Raw genomic sequence first — 16,707 nt, 5'->3', positions numbered from 1 at the left:
CTAAACATGTGAGGGAGTTACTCCGAACTGAGGGTTGCGTTGGTCAGCCGCAGAACCTTGGCCACATGGCCCTCGGTTTCGGCATAAGGGGGAATGCCGCCATAGTCGCGGACCGCTTCGGGCCCCGCGTTGTAGGCGGCAAGCGCAAGATCGGCGGTGCCGAAGTCCTCGAGCTGGGCGAGGAGATAGCGGGCTGAGCCGTGCAGGTTGTCTTCCGGATCGTAGGGATCGACACCGAGGAGATCGGCGGTTCCTGGCATCAACTGCCCAAGTCCGATTGCACCGACCGATGAACGCGCATCCGGATTGAAGGCGGATTCCACGGCAATGTTGGCCCGGAAGAGCGCGAGCCATTCCGTCCCCGAGAGCCCGGCCGCTTTCAGGGCCGGATGGCGAAGGTAGTCGTCGCCCACGTCGAGAACGAGGTCCTCGATCTCGGCCGTGCCACGCGGACCGCTGCCCGTCTGGGTCGTGCCATAGGACGCAAGAACAACGAGACTGTTCTCAGCGGCATCGGTCGCAACACCATCTGCGAGCTCGTCGCCGTTCAGATCGCCGCGCTTGGGAAGTTCTTTGCCAAAATCGAGAACGCTGGCCCGAACCCGCAGGTCCTCTGCCCCTGCCCCGAGGTCGATGACCTCGGCCACAGCACCTTGTGCGGCGATGAGCCAAAGTGCCAGCCCGCCACAGAGGGTCAGATCAGGGAATGGGCTCCACCGCTGCGTCATGGGTCCAGGTCACCTTCTCGCCCTTCTTCAAAGGAACGGGGACCATGGTCAGACCCAACTCGACCGCGAAGGAGATCAGACCGGTGACGGTCTTGAACTCCCGGGGTTCGAGCCCGCGCGAGATCACCAGAAGGGCTGTCTGGTCGCCAAGGCGCAACTGGATGCGCCAGGTGCCTTGCCAGACATTGAGAACCTTCTTTGCGTCCTCGACACAGAGGGCTTCGACGATGCCGCCTTCGGTCAGGGCCTCCTTCAGTCCGGCCTGCAAGATCACCGGGGTCAAGTTCCTCATGGGTTGGCACCTTCCGAAGCAACACGCTCACGGCAGAACATAGTGCATGTCGCGCTGATGAGAAACATGTCGTCGCGCAACGTGACGGCACCACTAGCGGTAGAATCCTATTGCGTCAATAGCGGTGTTTTGCAATTCATGCACATGTTTTGAAATCTCTGGATCGCGCATGCCGCTTCTCCCTTCCAAACGCACCTGCCTCCTCTTCGCCGCCCTGCTCACAATGTCTGTCTGCGGGGTCGCTCAAGGCGCCACGGCACTGGACTGTCTGCCGCCGATCCCGCCCGCACCAGTGACCGATGCCGCCACGCGGGCCGAGTTTCGGACGGAGATCGGGCAGGAGTTCGCAGCCTATTTCGATGAGGCACAGGGCTATCTGCGATGTCTCGACGCTGCACGAGCCGAAGTGACCGAGGAGATCAACCGCGCGATCCGCGACTACCAGTCTCTTGGCCCCGAGCCTGACGATTGATCACGCCAGATCAAGTCTTCCCGCCCCCTCCCCTCCCGGCGTCTTCTCAAGGAAACCAACAATGAACTCCCTACGAGCTGCGGCCGCCGTCGCCGCGACAGCCGTCTCAGTTTCACTTGCGGCGCCCGCTGCCGCCTATCCCGTCGATTGCGCGATCCTTCTCTGCCTCGCAGGCGGTTGGCCGGCTTCAGCGGAATGTGCCCATGCCCGCGCCGTCTTCATCGCGCGGATCACGCCCTGGCCGGTGGAGCCGCCGCTGCAGATCTGGAACTGTCCGATGCGGGCGTCCGTGAACCGCGAACAGGCTCCGATGGAGCGGCTGTTCGAGATTGCGCTATGGCCAGAGGGCGGGCCACGGCCCCAGTCACAGGTCGAGAGCTCCAGCGAGCTTCACTTGGCCCAAGACCGTGCGGACGTCGACATATCGGATCCGGCTTATGACTTCGTGCGCTCGATCCATGTGTTCCAGATCGAATACCGGCGGCACCGAAACAGGGACGGTGACTGCAACACCTGGTCGACGATCCGCGAAGGGACCTACGGCGAACAAGGAGACTTCGCTTGGGCGCGGTCAACGCCGGCCCGGGTTCCGCCGGCTTCAGCGTTCCGCCCGGGGACAAGCTGTTCCGATTACTGGTTCCGAGGCGTCTTCGTCGACTGGACCGACTACGAGGGCACCTACGGCTTCGAGGAGGTGCGCTACTGATGACCTGACCTTCCAGCCTCTCCGACACGATCGAAAGACTGAGACCCCCAGAAACAGAAACGACGCCAGACCATAGGCCCGACGCCGCACTGATTTCCTCGTGGTAGTGGGAATCTAGCGCGAGCTTTGGGTCCGTTCAACCAGCAAATGCTTTTGCCGGAACGAAATTTTGCACGCCTCACGGTCTGGTGTCGCCCCAAGACGGAACGACACATCATGGAACTCACGACCGGTGCCATCCTGCGCCGTATTACTGAAACGCCGCTCTCCACGGCGGCGCACAAGCTCGCGACGATCATCCTCGACGGGATTGCTTGGAAGGACGGCTACAACGGGCTCGAACGCGGAACGGCCGCGTTCACGCTGGCGCATCTCGCCGAGAAGATGGGGGTTTCGCGGCAGCACCTGACGGCACTTCTGGTTGAGCTCGCAGCCTCCGGTTTGGCGCTGGTTCGGCGGAAGCCGAATGGCAAGTTCGCACCCTGGCTCTTTCGGTTTGGCGGACACGAAGATGCCGATGCGCTGCCAGATGTCGTGTCATCCCCATGCGACACATCACTATCTAGAGAGTCTAAGAACAAAACTATCTTTGCAGGGAGGATCGAGATTGGTGCCGGAACCAACGTCTATCGGACACCCTGGGCGGATCTGATCAAGGCCGCGAAAACGTCGCTCGCCTGCTGGAACGTCGATACGCAGGTCATCTGGGAGCGCTTCCTTGCGTTCAACAGGGCGCGAGGAAATGCAGCGGTGCCGGCGGGGTTTCTTCTGGGCTTCATGCGGCGGTGGCGGACTTCGCCGGGTGCTGCTTTGAAACCAAATTTGCTTGTGGTACCGAAGCGGTCATCGTCGCCGGAAGAACTGGAACTGCATCGACTTATTGCCGCTGCACCCAGCAAGAACTGGCAATTCCATGCCGGAGATCTTAGAAAGAGAATTGGCCAAGTTGCGTACGACTCTCGTGTCATGAACGTCGCCAAGAAATTCGGCTGTCCTCGATTTGCAGCGATCCTGGCTGTACACGGGCTGGCCGTACTGGCCGACGAGATTGCGAAATGAAACTGTTCTGTGCCTTCATTTCCCATCGATAGGAATTGGGCTCCAGCACTGTGTACCGCTGAAATCGCTTGTTTGTGTGCGGTAAGGAAATGAGCTGTGTCGATACCTTGGGACAGGTCCGGCTGTTCGCTCTGCGTTTGCCAACATCGCGGACGTGACATCTACGGCGGCTCATGCCGTGGTTAGGTTTGATCCGGTCATCTGAATGGCCCAACTCTCCAAGGCATTCGGTTCAGGCGCCAAGGGTACTGCGAGGCCACCTGCGAACTCTTCGAAAGCAGACAGGTTGAGCGAGTTGACGCCTACCAAGACTGGTATTCCGTTGGATAGCGCTTCCGCTACCACCATCCGGAATCCGCGCCCTTCGGCTTCGTGTTTGCCAAACTTGTTTATGATCAGCAGGTCTGCACCTTGCACCATACTGGCTGATACAAGGCCAACTGCTTTTTCCAAGGCCGCCGGGTCAAGCCTGCAACCGCGCGATGCACGGCCGAGGTCCTGGCTGATCCGTAGAATTGGACCATTGGGTAAGACTTGCACATCCATGTCACACGGCCCTGCATCGGAGCGCTCGGAGTTTATCTGGACCGTACCGCAGCAGCGAAACCCACGCGAAGCCATCGCTCTTGAGAGATTAAAGAGGATGAGATCGGTGTCGCCGCGGCCCGGCGCCATAGTGTAAGCGAGGTTCATCTTCGGCCTTCTCAGTTTCGACAAAAGGGTTGGAATTCGACGAGGGCGCCTTCGGGCATGAAATCACAGTCGGCGGGCAAAAAGATCAACCCGTCTGCTGAGGGTAGCCCGCGGACATGGCCGGAATGGGTTTCGGCATCAAATGTCACGACCTCACGACCTTGGCCGTCAAAGCCTACGCCTGTCGCGGGTCGTAACTCGCAGCGACCGGGCTTCCTGGAAATCGCCGCTCCGGTAACGACATGGCGCCGGGTAACTCGCTCCGTTTCACCGGTCAGTCGGGCGACAATCGCCGTTCCGAAAAGCTGCCAGGTGACGAAGGCTGACAAGGGATTGCCTGGCAAACCCAGCCACCATGCGCGCCGAATACGACCGAAGGATACCGGCTTGCCCGGCTTGATCGCAACGCCACTGAAATGAATGTCCCCGCCAAGAGCTGACAGCGCAGGTTTGATGTGGTCTTCCTCACCGACCGAAATTCCGCCTGTGGTGACGACAAGATCGGCATTGGCAGCCAGTTCCGCAATCTGCAGGAACAACCCGTCTCGACTGTCAATGCCCTGTTCCACAGCGACAATATCGATCTGGGGCTGCGTCAGAACGCCGGTCAGCATGGGAGTGTTTACGTCCCAGATCTGAGCCTCGGCACGCAGAGTACCGGCCGTGCGAATTTCGTTGCCGGTCACCAGAAGCGCCACGCGCAATCGCCTGCGCACCGTTATAGAGCCCGCCCCGGCTGCAGCACAGGCGGCAATCGCGCGCGCGTCAAGCCGGCGTCCCGTCTCAAGCACCGTGACCCCTGCCTCCATTTCACTACCGGCTCGGCGGATGTTGAGCCCGGGCGTTGGTCGCGTGGCTACCCGGATCGTCTTTCCCATCCGCTTGACTTCTTCTTGCATCATGACCACGTCCGCGCCTTCGGGAACTTTTGCCCCAGTGAATATTTGTGCGGCTTGCAGGTCGGCCAGAGGCATGGCTGAGGACTGCCCCGCCTGGATACGCGCTGCAACGTCCAGTACCCACGGTCCATCACCTCGCAGCGCCGCCGAGGAAAAGGCAAATCCGTCCATTGCAGCGTTGTCGAACGGAGGAGACATGCTGCGTGAACTGACAGGGTCGGCAAGCACGCGGCCCAAAGCCTTGCCCAGACAGATGTCTTCCATTCCGTCGACGATGGTCACGCAATGCCCAATCAGGTCGAGAGCGGCATCGATCGTCATCAGCTTCTTGCTTGCATCGTGACCCTCACAGCCACAGCCGGTCCGTGTCACTGGCTGAAGGATACTCATAGTGCTGCTCCTTCCTTGAAATGTCCTGGACCCACGCTGCAGTCGAGGTCGCGCAACAGGCCGTCCTTCAAACCGTAGATCAGCCCATGCACCCGGACTTTCGCGCCGCGCGTCCAGGCTCGCTGCAGGATAGGCGTCTCGCAGACCCGGCGGACGCCTTCGACCACGTTGAACTCGGCCAACCGGTCGCGCTGCGCCTCAAGGTCCGGCTGGCGGCTCAGATCGACCGCAAAGGCGCGGGAAAGGCGCCGGATCGGCTCCAGCCAGTGGTCGGCAAGACCGTGAGGAAGATCCTCGGTTGCTGCCTTGACCCCGCCGCAGCCGTAGTGGCCGCAGACGATGATCTCGCGCACCTTCAACGCCTCCACCGCGAATTCCAGCGCGGACAGCATGTTCATATCAGAGGAATGAATGATGTTCGCCACGTTGCGATGGACAAAGACCTCGCCTGGGTCGAGCCCCGCCACGACGTTGGCCGGAACACGGCTGTCCGAACATCCGATCCAGAAGAATTCCGGGGCTTGCAGGTCCGCGAGACGGGTAAAGTATCCAGGTTCCTGCGCCTGTCTTTTGGCCGACCAGTCGCGGTTGCGGGCCAGGATATCACTCAGCACTTGTCACCCCCTGGCTTGAGGGAAGCCCGCGCCGCGACCGCATGTGATCGGCCAGACGGCGCAAGTCACCCCGCGTCAACCGAGCGCGGGCGATGGGCAGGAGGATAGCGTTTTCTGCCACGAGATGGCGGCGGACATGAGCGGCGAAACGCGCAAGAACCTCGCGGTCTTCGCTGGAAAGGCCGGCCCCAGCGTCGAGGCAGTTGGCAATGGCCCCACGCACTGAAGGCAGCAGGGACAGTGCCTGATCCTGATCATGGCGGATGCGGCCCAGGACGGAGGCGATGGAATCTTCATCGGTGCAGCGCCGCGCAAGGGTGGGGAAGAGGTCCTCCAGCTCATCCCGCAGATGCACGCCAAGCTCTTCGTTCAGAAAACGCAGGATGGTGACGCCTGCCGGGCGGTCGAAGGTCTCGGCGGCCACGAGGCGGTCTATCTCAGCGCAGATCTGGCGTTCGCGCAGATGGTCTTCGCTGATGAAGTCCAGCGGCCGGGCCAGAAGGCCCGGATCGGTGGGGCCTTGGCCGCTGCCACGTCGTGCTGGTTCTGATCGCTTCATTGGACCCTCCTGACCGTGGATCAGATCGGGGCCAGGCTTGCGCCAGTGATCGTCGCCTGTCGGCCGAGCCTGTTCACGAAATCGCGCGAGGCGCGGGCCCAAGCGGCCTTTTCCAGCGCCTCGGCGATCCTTGGCCGCACAGTCTCGAACGGCAGGACCTGCCCCTGGGCGAGTGCATTCAAGCGGATCAGGTGCCAGCCATGCCGCGACAGGACCGGGGCCGGGGTCGTCTGGTCTTCGGACAGGCCGCGCAAGGCGGCTTCGAATTCGGGCACCGTATCGCCGGGGCCAATCTGGCCCAGATGGCCCCCCTGTGCCTTTGACCCGCAATCGCTTTCGCGGGCGGCATGGGCGAAGTCCTTGGCACAATCCCCCAGCCGGGCGAGGATTGACTTCGCCCGCGCTTCAGCAGCGGCCGCTTCAATCTGATCGCGGGGGTCGCAGGCGCACAGGATGTGCGAGACGTCCCAAAGAGGGGCCGACCGATATCGCCCGGGGTCTCGCGCCCACTCGGCACGGATCGCTTCATCCGTAACCGGATCGGGCAAGACTGCCTCGTCCAGCAGAACGCGGATCAGGGCTTCGTCGTCCGTTTCCCACCGCCCGGGGGCCAGTTCCAATGGATCGGGGATCAGCCCGCGCGTCCGGGCCTCTTGCAGAAGCAGCGCACGGATCGCCATCGCCTGCGCGGCCTTGCGCCAGGCGATGCCCGGCTTGTCCTTCGGTGCGCTGTGGTTCTGGGCCTCGGCGGCGATGGCCGCCGAGGGGATGGTTTCGCCGTTCACCACGACATCGGGGAAAAGAGACATGTTCATCGCACTCACTCCGCCGGGGTATGGGCCTTGGGGCCAGCAACGCCCTGCCGCCGGTCAAAGGCGCGGCGGCGTTCCTCCAGGGGGCGGCGGCGACGGGACCGGACGATCTGGTAGCCGGAGCGGGCCACAAGATAGCGGAAGGGCGCCGCGAAACCCGACCAGATGTGCACCAGCCGCGTGAACGGAAACAGCATGGTGATGATCAGGCCGAGGAAGATGTGCAGCTTGAACAGCCAGTGCACGTCCACCACTGTGACCCAGGCGTTGATGTTCCATGTCACCACGCTTTGCGACCATTCCATGAAGCGGATCATCTCTGCCCCGTCCATGTGCTGAAGGGACTGCGTGATGGTCAGCAGGCCAATGGCAAGCTGAAGCCAGATCAGGATCATGATCAGGATGTCGAGAGTGGTTGAAGTGGCGCGGATGCGCGGATCGGTCAGTCGCCGATGGATCAGCATGGTGCCACCGATCAGCGCCGCAAGACCCGCAGGCCCGCCGATCAGAACCGCCATCCACTGCTTCAGACCATAAGGCACACCCAGGGCATCCAGCACCCAGACCGGCGTGAACAGGCCGACAAGGTGGCCGAAGAACACGGTCAGGATGCCGACATGAAACAGGATCGAGCCCCAGATCAGCTGCTTCCTCCGCAAAAGCTGGCTGGACGAGGATTTCCAGGTGAAGGGATCGCGCTCGTAGCGGGCGATGGAGCCCACCAGGAACACGGTCAGCGCGACATAGGGCATGACCCCGAAGATGACGAAGTTGATGTCAAAGCTCTCGAACATGTCACGCACTCCTGTGCTGCGGGGCGGGTTGGTCCATCAGGGCCAGCATGTCGCGGACCTGCGGGCAGCCTGCGTTGGGGTCGGGGCCAAAGGTCACCTCGGTTTCCTCCCAGACCGCATCCAGCGCCGCCAGATCGGTCGGGTCATCGTCGGGCTGGCCCAGCATTCCGGCCACGGCATCGGCATCTGCATTGCCCCCGGCCAGTGCGGAAAGGGCGGCGAACGCGGCGGCATACCCGCTCTCGCGCCGCTCGAGGCGACCCGAGAGGGCGTCGAGGATATGCGCCGCGTCCGCCAAGGTTTCCCGCGCTTCGCGTGTGGGGCGCGTCGCCAGGAATTCCAGAAGCACCGGCAGGTGGTCGGGCAGTTCCGAGGTGGCGGGTTCAAACCCGCCATCGCGGTAGGTCTCGATCAGACTGACCATCGCGCCGCCCCGCTCGCGGCTTTCGCCGTGGACGTGTTCAAAAAGGTTGAGCGACAGTGTCCGCGACCGGTCGAACAGCATCACATACCGCTCTTGCAGGTCATAGAGGTCGCCTTGCGCCAGATCGGCGGTCAGCTTCCGCACCGCGGTCCGGGTAGCAGGCGCAAGGCGCGGATCAGCGGCCAGGACGGCGCCGATTTCGGGCATTGCGTCCTGCAGGTCAGCCGAGGGATAGCTCAGGATCAGCGACAAGGATTTGAGGGTGCGGTCCATCAGAACGACTCCAGCGGAAGGGCGAAGGACTTTTTCTTGCCACCGAACAGGCTGGTCTTGCCGCTCTCGCCGGTTGAGCAGCCGTTGCCGTCGGTGAACCCGCAGCCGCCGCGGATGTCGGCGCCGGCCTCGTTCTGTTCGCGGTGCGCGGTGGGGATTGCGAAACGGTCCTCGTAATCCGCAATCGCCATGATCTTGTACATGTCCTCGATCATCCGGCCCGACATTCCCACGCGGGCGGCAATGCCCTCGTCGCGCACGCCGTCCACCGTCAGGGCGCGCATGTAGAGGCGCATGGCCGACATACGTTCCAGCGCGTGGACGATGGGCTCCTCATCCCCCGCCGTCAGCATGTTGGCGAGGTACTTGACCGGGATGCGCAAGCTGCGCACGTCGGGCATCTGGTCGCTCATCGCGATCTGGCCGGCCTGGGCCGCGTTCTGGATCGGCGACAGCGGCGGGATGTACCAGACCATCGGCAGGGTCCGGTATTCCGGGTGCAGCGGGAAGGCCACCTTCCAGTCCATCGCCATCTTCCAGACCGGGCTGATCTTGGCGGCCTCGATCCAATCCTCCGGCACGCCGTCGCGGCGAGCGGCGGCGATCACGTCCGGGTCGTTCGGGTCGAGGAACACATCGAGTTGCGCGCCGTAAAGGTCGGTCTCGCGCTCGGCGCTCGCGGCAGCCTCGATCTTGTCGGCGTCATAGAGGATGACGCCCAGATAGCGGATGCGTCCCACGCAGGTTTCCGAACAGACCGTCGGCTGGCCGCTTTCGATGCGCGGATAGCAGAAGGTGCATTTCTCGGACTTGCCGGTGTCCCAGTTGTAATACACCTTCTTGTAGGGGCAGCCCGAGATGCACATCCGCCAGCCCCGGCATTTTTCCTGATCGATCAGGACGATGCCATCCTCTTCCCGCTTGTAGATCGCACCTGAGGGGCAAGAGGCGGAGCAGGTGGGGTTGAGGCAATGCTCGCACAGCCTCGGCAGATACATCATGAAGGTGTTTTCGTATTCGCCGTAGATGTCCTTCTGCACCTTGTCGAAGTTGTAATCCGCCGACCGCTTGGCGAATTCGCCACCCAGGATCTCCTCCCAGTTCGGGCCCTTTTCGATCTTCTCCATCCGCTCGCCGGTGATTTTCGACCGGGGGCGCGCGGTGGGGAAGGCCTGCATTTCGGGCGCGGATTTCAAGTGGTCATAGTCGAAATCGAAGGGTTCATAGTAGTCATCGATTTCGGGCATCGAGGGGTTCGCGAAGATATTCGCCAGAATCCGCCATTTGGCCCCCTGCTTCGGCTGAAGCTTGCCCGAGGCGCTGCGGACCCATCCGCCATTCCAGCGCTTCTGGTTTTCCCAGTCAGTCGGATAGCCGGTGCCGGGCTTCGTCTCGACGTTGTTGAACCAAGCGTATTCAACGCCTTCCCGCGTCGTCCAGACGTTCTTGCAAGTGACGGAACAGGTGTGACAGCCGATGCACTTGTCCAGGTTTAGGACCTTGCCGATTTGCGCACGAACTTTCATTCCGCTGCCTCCAGACCTTTGGTTGCGGGACGGTCGAGCCAATCGACCTTCTTCATCTTGCGGACGATCACGAATTCGTCCCGGTTCGAGCCGACGGTGCCGTAGTAGTTGAACCCGTAGGAAAGCTGCGCGTAGCCGCCGATCATGTGGGTGGGCTTCAGCGTGGCGCGGGTGACCGAGTTGTGGATGCCGCCCCGGTTGCCGGTCTTTTCCGACCCGGGCGTGTTCACGATCTTTTCCTGCGCGTGATACATGAACAGCGTGCCCTGCTTGATCCGCTGGGACACCACTACCCGCGCGGTCAGCGCACCGTTGACGTTGTAGGCCTCGACCCAGTCGTTATCGACAAGGCCTGCCTTCTTCGCGTCCACCTCGGACATCCAGACGACAGGCCCGCCGCGGTTCAGCGTCAGCATCAGGAGGTTGTCGGTGTAGGTGGAATGGATGCCCCATTTCTGGTGCGGCGTGATGAAGTTCAGCACGACATGCGGGTTGCCTTCAGCCGCGTCGTTGTTGACAGCCTTGGTGATCGTCTTCAGGTCCACCGGCGGGCGGTAGCTGACGAAGCCTTCACCGAAGGCCCGCATCCAGAGGTGATCCTGATAGAGCTGCTGCCGTCCCGTCAGCGTCCGCCAGGGGATCAATTCGTGAACGTTGGTGTAGCCCGCATTGTAGCAGACAGTTTCCGATTCAATCCCGGACCAGGTGGGCGAGGAGATGATCTTGCGCGGTTGCGCCGCGATGTCGCGGAAGCGGATCTTGGTGTGATGCGCGCCCTCGGCGAGATGGGTGTGGTGCTGGCCTGTGGGCTTCTCCAACTCCTCCCAAGCCTTGACCGCGACCTCGCCATTGGTCTCAGGCGCCAGCATCAGGATCATTTCAGCCGCGTCGATGGCGGTGTTCAGTTTGGCAAGGCCCTTCGATACGCCCTCGTCCTGCACCACCCCGTTTAGGTCGCGCAAGTGGCCGACTTCGTCCTTGGTGTCCCAGTTGATCCCCTTGCCGCCGTTGCCGAGCTTTTCCAGCAGTGGACCGACCGAGGTGAACTTCTTGTAGAGGTTGGGATAGTCCCGCTCGACCACGATGTAGTTCGGCGCGGTCTTGCCGGGGATCAGGTCACATTCGCCCTTCTTCCAGTCCTTCACATGGGCCTGCGCAAGTTCGGCGGCGGTGTCGTGCAGCAGCGGAAGCTGGACGATGTCGGTTTCGACACCCAGCACCTCGGGCGCGACTTCGCTGAACTTCTTCGCGATGGATTTGAAGATTTCCCAGTCCGACTTCGATTCATAGGCCGGGTCCACCGCCGCCTGCAGCGGGTGGATGAAGGGGTGCATGTCGGATGTGTTCAAGTCGTCCTTTTCGTACCAGGACGCGGTGGGCAGCACGATGTCCGCATAGACAGCCGTCGTTGACATGCGGAAGTCGATGCAGACCAGCAGGTCCAGCTTGCCCTTCGGTGCCTCGTCATGCCAGACGGCCTCCACGGGCTTGGCATCGCCTTCCTCGCCCAGATCCTTGCCCATGACGCCGTGGTCGGTTCCCAGAAGGTGCTTGAGGAAATACTCATGCCCCTTGCCGGATGATCCCAAGAGGTTCGAGCGCCAGACAAAGAGGTTGCGCGGCCAGTTTTCCGGGGCGTCCGGGTCCTGGCAGGACATTTCCAGTCTGCCGGACTTCAGTTCTGCGGCGACGAACTCCTTGATGTCCTTCCCCGCAGCCTTGGCGGCCTTCGACACCTCCAGCGGGTTGGTCTTGAGCTGCGGGGCCGAAGGCAACCAGCCCATCCGTTCCGCCCGGATGTTGTAGTCGATGAGGCTGATGTCCCAGTCGCCCTTCGGCGCGGTGGGCGACAGGATTTCACCCGCGCGCAGCGTCTCGTACCGCCACTGGTCAGTATGGGCATACCAGGCAGAGGTCGAGTTCATGTGGCGCGGCGGGCGGTTCCAGTCGAGCGCGAAGGCCAGCGGTGCCCAGCCGGTCTGCGGGCGGAGCTTCTCCTGCCCGACGTAATGTGACCAGCCACCGCCTTCCTGGCCGATGCAGCCGCACATCACCAGCATGTTGATGATGCCGCGATAGTTCATGTCCATGTGGTACCAGTGGTTCAGACCGGCCCCGAGGATGACCATGGACTTGCCCCGGGTCTTTTCGGCGTTGCCTGCGAATTCACGGGCCACGGCGATGATCTTTTCGCGCGCGACACCAGTGATCTTCTCCGCCCAGGCGGGGGTGTAGGGTGTGTCGTCGTCGAAGTTTTTCGACACCCACTTGCCACCCAGCCCCCGATCAAGCCCGTAGTTGGCGCAGAAGAGGTCAAAGACAGTGGCCACCAGCGCCTCACGCCCATCGGCCAGTTTCACTTTCCGTGCGGGGATATTCCGCGTCAGCACCTCCGGCGCGTCGCATTTGACGAAGTCACCTGTCGCCGCGCCGCCGAAATAGGGAAAGTCCACACCGACGATGCTGTCGTGGTGTTCATCAAGGATCTGGCTCAGGCGCAGCCTTGTTTCGGCACCGGCGGCTTCTTCCACCAGATTCCACTTGCCCTCCTCACCCCAGCGGAAGCCGATGGAGCCGTTGGGGGCAACGAAGCGGCCCGTCGCCTCATCGAAGGCGACGGTCTTCCAGTCGGGGTTGTTCGCCTCGCCCAGCTTGTCGCCGAAATCCTCGGCCCGCAGCATCCGTCCGGGAACACGGCGGCCGTCCTGTTCGTCCAGCACCACCAGCATCGGCATGTCGGTGTATTTGCGGGCGTAATCCTCGAAATACTCGGCCTGCCGGTCGAGGTGGAATTCGCGCAGGATCACATGGCCCATGGCCATGGCGAGTGCCGCATCGGTGCCCGCCTGCGGGTTCAGCCAGATGTCTCCAAACTTGGCGGCTTCGGAGTAGTCGGGGCTGACCACAGCGGACTTGGTGCCGCGATAGCGGACCTCGGTGTAGAAATGGGCGTCCGGCGTGCGCGTCTGCGGCACGTTCGACCCCCAGAGCATCAGGAAGCCCGCGTTGTACCAGTCGGCCGATTCCGGCACGTCGGTCTGTTCGCCCCAGGTTTGCGGCGAGGCGGGCGGCAGGTCGCAGTACCAGTCGTAGAACGACATGCAGGTGCCGCCGAGAAGCGACAGGTAGCGTGACCCCGCCGCATAGCTGACCATGGACATCGCCGGGATGGGCGAGAAGCCGAACACCCGGTCCGGTCCCCAGACCTTGGCGGTATGCGCGTTGGCGGCGGCGACGATCTCGGTCGCCTCGTCCCAGGTGGCGCGGACGAAACCACCCTTGCCGCGGGTCTTGGTATAGCTTTCGCGCAGGGCGGGATCGCTCTGGATCGCGGCCCAGGCAGCCACGGGCGTCATCGTCGCCCGCAGCTTGCGCCAGGCCCGCATCAGGCTGCCCCGGATCAGCGGGTTCTTCACACGGTTCGCGGAATACAGATACCAGCTGTAGGACGCCCCCCGTGCACAGCCGCGCGGTTCGTGGTTAGGCAGGCCCGCCCGGGTGCGCGGATAGTCGGTCTGCTGCGTCTCCCAGGTCACGATGCCGGACTTGACGTAGATCTTCCAGCTGCACGATCCGGTGCAGTTCACCCCGTGGGTTGACCGCACGATCTTGTCGTGCCGCCAGCGGTTCCGATAGGTGTCCTCCCACCCCCGATCCTCGCGCGTGGTTTCACCCCAGCCGTCCGAGAAGGTTTCCAGCGTCTTCTTCTGGAGGAAGTTCAGTCTGTCGAGCAGGTGGCTCATCTTGGCGTCCTTTCGTTATTCGGCAGGGTGGGGGGCGGCAAAAGCGCGACCACGCTCGATGTCATGAAGAAGTCCGCCGGGCCGAGTGTAGACGACCCAGGTCAGGACCAGGCAGACCACGTAGAAGGCAAGGAACAGCCACAGCGCGCCGACGGGTGAGCCGGTCATCGCGATGGAAGAGCCATAGGCCTTGGGGATGAAGAAGCCGCCATAGGCGCCGATGGCGCTGGTGAAGGCGACGATGCCGCTCGACTCCATCGCGATCTGGCGGGCGCGGTCGGCGCCGGTCAACTGCGGCATCAGGCGCGGCACTTCCTTGCCCATGATGACCGGGATCATCTGGAAGGTGGACGCATTGCCGACCCCGGTGAAGAAGAACAGCGCGATGAAGCCTGCGAAGAACCCAGGGAAACTGCCGGCCTGCAGCGAGAAGATCACGGCCAGAACGGATGCGATCATCCCCGCGAAGACCCAAAAGGTGACGCGGCCGCCGCCGAACCGATCCGCAACCCAACCCGTGCCGGCACGGCTCAGCGCGCCGACCAACGGCCCGAGGAAGACGTATTGCAGCGCGTTCACATCCGGGAAAGCGATCTTGGACAGCAGCGGGAAGCCTGCCGAATAGCCGATGAAGCTGCCGAAGGTGCCGATGTAGAGGACGCACATCAGCCAATTCTGCGTGCGGCCAAAGATCACTGATTGCTGGGCAAAACTTGCCTTGGCATCGGCTATGTCGTTCATCCCCAGCCACGCCGCGATGGTCGAGGCCAGGATAAACGGCACCCAGATGAAACCTGCGTTCTGCAGCCACAGCGTGCCGCCATCCTGCAGAGCCACACCCTCGCCGCCCACGGCACCAAAGACACCGGCGGTGATGACCAGCGGCACCAGGAACTGCATGACGCTGACGCCCAGGTTGCCAAGGCCTGCGTTCAGAGCAAGCGCATTGCCCTTTTCCGCCTTCGGGAAGAAGTAGCCGATGTTGGCCATCGAAGAGGCGAAGTTGGCCCCGCCAAGCCCACAAAGAAGCGCCAGAACCAGGAAGATGAAGTAGGGGGTTTCCGGATTCTGCACGGCATAGCCGATGCCGATGGCGGGCAGCAGCAGCGAGGCGGTGGAAAGCGTCGTCCAGAGCCGCCCACCAAAGATCGGCACCATGAAGCCGTAGAAGATGCGCAGCGTTGCCCCGGAAAGCGCAGGCAGTGCGGCCAGCCAGAACAACTGCTCGGGCGTGAAGGCAAAGCCGATCAGCGGAAGCTTTGCCACCACCATCGACCAGACCATCCAGACCGAGAAGGCCAGTAGCAGCGCCGGGATCGACAGCCACAGGTTGCGACGGGCAACGGCCCGGCCCTTGTCGGCCCAGAAGACCGGATCCTCGGGGCGCCAGTCCTCGAGCACGCGCGGCATGGCAGTGCTCTCGGGGTGGTGGATGGCCTGCATTTCGGGCAGTTGCGGAAGGCTGTCCAGCACCTCGCCATGGGCGGCGCGCTCCATGGCGCGGATCGACAGGTGCATCCAGGTCAGCGCGATCCCGACCAGCACGAACAGCAGCGCAAAGCACGAGGTATAGATGCCCGTCAGGTCCAGAAGGGCTCCGAAGGCGATGGGCAGTACGAACCCGCCAAGCCCGCCGATCATGCCGACAAGGCCACCGACTGCGCCGACGTTGTTGGGGTAGTAGACCGGGATGTGCTTGAACACCGCCGCCTTGCCGAGGCTCATGAAGAAGCCAAGCGCGAAGAGTGTAGCGATGAAGGGCCACAGCCCCATGCTGGTTGAAAAGGCGATGACGCCATCCTTGCCCTGGATGACATAGTCGGTCGGAGGATAGGACAGCATGAACAGGAACAGCATCGAAAAGCCGAAGGTCCAGTACATGACCGACCGCGCGCCGAACTTGTCGGAAAGGTGTCCGCCATAGGCCCGGAACAGGCTGGCCGACAGGCTGAACGAGGCGGCCGCCATGCCTGCAGTGCGGACATCGACACCATAGACGTCGATCAGGTAGTGCGGCAGCCACAGCGCCAGCGCGACGAAGGCGCCGAAGACGAAGAAATAGTAGAGCGAGAAGCGCCAGACCTGCAGGTTCTTCAGGGGAGCGAACTGCTGGGCGAAACTCGGGGGCTTTGCCCCGGTCCGGCGACGTTCAACGAGCGAGGGATCGTCCTTTGCGAAAACAAAGAAGATCACCGCCATCAGCGCCAGGCCCGCGGCCCAGACATTCGCTACCCCTTGCCAGCCGAAGCCCACCATCACGAAGGGCGCGACGAACTTGGTCACCGCCGCCCCGATGTTGCCCGCGCCAAAGATGCCAAGCGCCGTGCCCTGATGGCCCGCATCATACCAGCGGCTGACATAGGCGACACCGATGATGAAAGATCCGCCCGCCAAGCCAACGCCCAATGCGGCCAACAGATACATCGGATAGCTGTCGGCAAAGGTCAGCGCCCAGGTCGCCAAGGCCGCCAGCAGCATTTGCGTCGAGAACACCAGCCGCCCGCCATACTTCTCGGTCCAGACCCCAAGGAAGATGCGTGTCAACGAACCGGTCAGGATCGGGGTGGCGACCAAGAGGCCAAACTGCGTATCGTTCAGCCCCAGCTCGCCCTTGATGGCGACGCCGATGATCGAAAAGATCGTCCAGACGGCGAAACAAGCGGTGAAGGCGATCGTGCTCAGCGTCAGGGCGCGGGTCTGGTCGGCGCGTGAGGCTGTCGTTG

At 62.7% G+C, this 16,707-nt stretch carries 15 protein-coding genes; 3 read left to right on the top strand and 12 right to left on the bottom strand.

Annotation, left to right across the window (positions count from 1 at the left end; all coding sequences use genetic code 11):
- Positions 1-17: 17 nt before the first annotated feature.
- Both AC2D9V_RS16505 and AC2D9V_RS16500 read right to left on the bottom strand, forming a co-directional pair.
- Complete coding sequence (locus tag AC2D9V_RS16505) at positions 18-728, bottom strand: lytic transglycosylase domain-containing protein (RefSeq protein ID WP_484715199.1); 711 nt, start codon at positions 726-728, stop codon at positions 18-20.
- On the bottom strand, positions 700-1,020 hold the full coding sequence (locus tag AC2D9V_RS16500; RefSeq protein WP_484715198.1) for a hypothetical protein: 321 nt from the start codon (positions 1,018-1,020) through the stop codon (positions 700-702). The genes AC2D9V_RS16505 and AC2D9V_RS16500 overlap by 29 nt, the downstream gene beginning before the upstream one ends.
- A gap of 169 nt (positions 1,021-1,189) precedes the next feature.
- On the opposite strand from AC2D9V_RS16500, the gene AC2D9V_RS16495 reads away from it, so the two are divergent.
- The 3 genes from AC2D9V_RS16495 (at position 1,190) to AC2D9V_RS16485 (ending at position 3,257) form a co-directional block, all read left to right on the top strand.
- Entirely contained in the window at positions 1,190-1,492 is a 303-nt protein-coding gene (locus tag AC2D9V_RS16495; RefSeq protein ID WP_484715197.1) for a hypothetical protein, read from the top strand.
- A gap of 61 nt (positions 1,493-1,553) precedes the next feature.
- Complete coding sequence (locus AC2D9V_RS16490) at positions 1,554-2,198, top strand: hypothetical protein (RefSeq protein WP_484715196.1); 645 nt, start codon at positions 1,554-1,556, stop codon at positions 2,196-2,198.
- 216 nt (positions 2,199-2,414) lie between these two features.
- Complete coding sequence (locus AC2D9V_RS16485; RefSeq protein ID WP_484715195.1) at positions 2,415-3,257, top strand: hypothetical protein; 843 nt, start codon at positions 2,415-2,417, stop codon at positions 3,255-3,257.
- A gap of 171 nt (positions 3,258-3,428) precedes the next feature.
- On the opposite strand, the gene AC2D9V_RS16480 is transcribed toward AC2D9V_RS16485, so the two are convergent.
- The 10 genes from AC2D9V_RS16480 to AC2D9V_RS16435 form a co-directional block, all read right to left on the bottom strand.
- Entirely contained in the window at positions 3,429-3,950 is a 522-nt protein-coding gene (locus tag AC2D9V_RS16480) for a DUF2478 domain-containing protein (protein ID WP_484715194.1), read from the bottom strand.
- 11 nt (positions 3,951-3,961) lie between these two features.
- On the bottom strand, positions 3,962-5,170 hold the full coding sequence (locus tag AC2D9V_RS16475) for a molybdopterin molybdotransferase MoeA (protein WP_281470214.1): 1,209 nt from the start codon (positions 5,168-5,170) through the stop codon (positions 3,962-3,964).
- A 65-nt stretch (positions 5,171-5,235) separates the two neighbouring features.
- On the bottom strand, positions 5,236-5,853 hold the full coding sequence (locus AC2D9V_RS16470; protein ID WP_484715193.1) for a carbonic anhydrase: 618 nt from the start codon (positions 5,851-5,853) through the stop codon (positions 5,236-5,238).
- Positions 5,843-6,412 (bottom strand): hemerythrin domain-containing protein, encoded by a 570-nt coding sequence (locus AC2D9V_RS16465; protein ID WP_484715192.1) that lies wholly within the window; start codon positions 6,410-6,412, stop codon positions 5,843-5,845. Before AC2D9V_RS16465 ends, AC2D9V_RS16470 begins: the two co-directional genes overlap by 11 nt.
- Positions 6,413-6,432: 20 nt before the next feature.
- Positions 6,433-7,227 (bottom strand): peptidylprolyl isomerase, encoded by a 795-nt coding sequence (locus AC2D9V_RS16460; protein WP_484715191.1) that lies wholly within the window; start codon positions 7,225-7,227, stop codon positions 6,433-6,435.
- A gap of 5 nt (positions 7,228-7,232) precedes the next feature.
- On the bottom strand, positions 7,233-8,018 hold the full coding sequence (gene narI / locus AC2D9V_RS16455) for a respiratory nitrate reductase subunit gamma (RefSeq protein ID WP_484715190.1): 786 nt from the start codon (positions 8,016-8,018) through the stop codon (positions 7,233-7,235).
- Between the two features lies 1 nt (position 8,019).
- The gene (gene narJ / locus AC2D9V_RS16450) at positions 8,020-8,715 is read right to left on the bottom strand and encodes a nitrate reductase molybdenum cofactor assembly chaperone (RefSeq protein WP_484715189.1); all 696 of its coding nucleotides are present in this window, start codon (positions 8,713-8,715) and stop codon (positions 8,020-8,022) included.
- The gene (gene narH / locus AC2D9V_RS16445) at positions 8,715-10,241 is read right to left on the bottom strand and encodes a nitrate reductase subunit beta (RefSeq protein WP_484715188.1); all 1,527 of its coding nucleotides are present in this window, start codon (positions 10,239-10,241) and stop codon (positions 8,715-8,717) included. Before narH ends, narJ begins: the two co-directional genes overlap by 1 nt.
- The gene (locus tag AC2D9V_RS16440) at positions 10,238-13,984 is read right to left on the bottom strand and encodes a nitrate reductase subunit alpha (RefSeq protein ID WP_484715187.1); all 3,747 of its coding nucleotides are present in this window, start codon (positions 13,982-13,984) and stop codon (positions 10,238-10,240) included. The genes narH and AC2D9V_RS16440 overlap by 4 nt, the downstream gene beginning before the upstream one ends.
- Before the next feature lie 15 nt (positions 13,985-13,999).
- Positions 14,000-16,707 (bottom strand): nitrate/nitrite transporter (locus AC2D9V_RS16435; protein WP_484715186.1); only part of this gene is annotated, 2,708 nt, incomplete at its 5' end.

This window comes from Tabrizicola sp. T46 (assembly GCF_057219895.1).
This window is presented reverse-complemented; position numbering and strand designations above follow the sequence as displayed.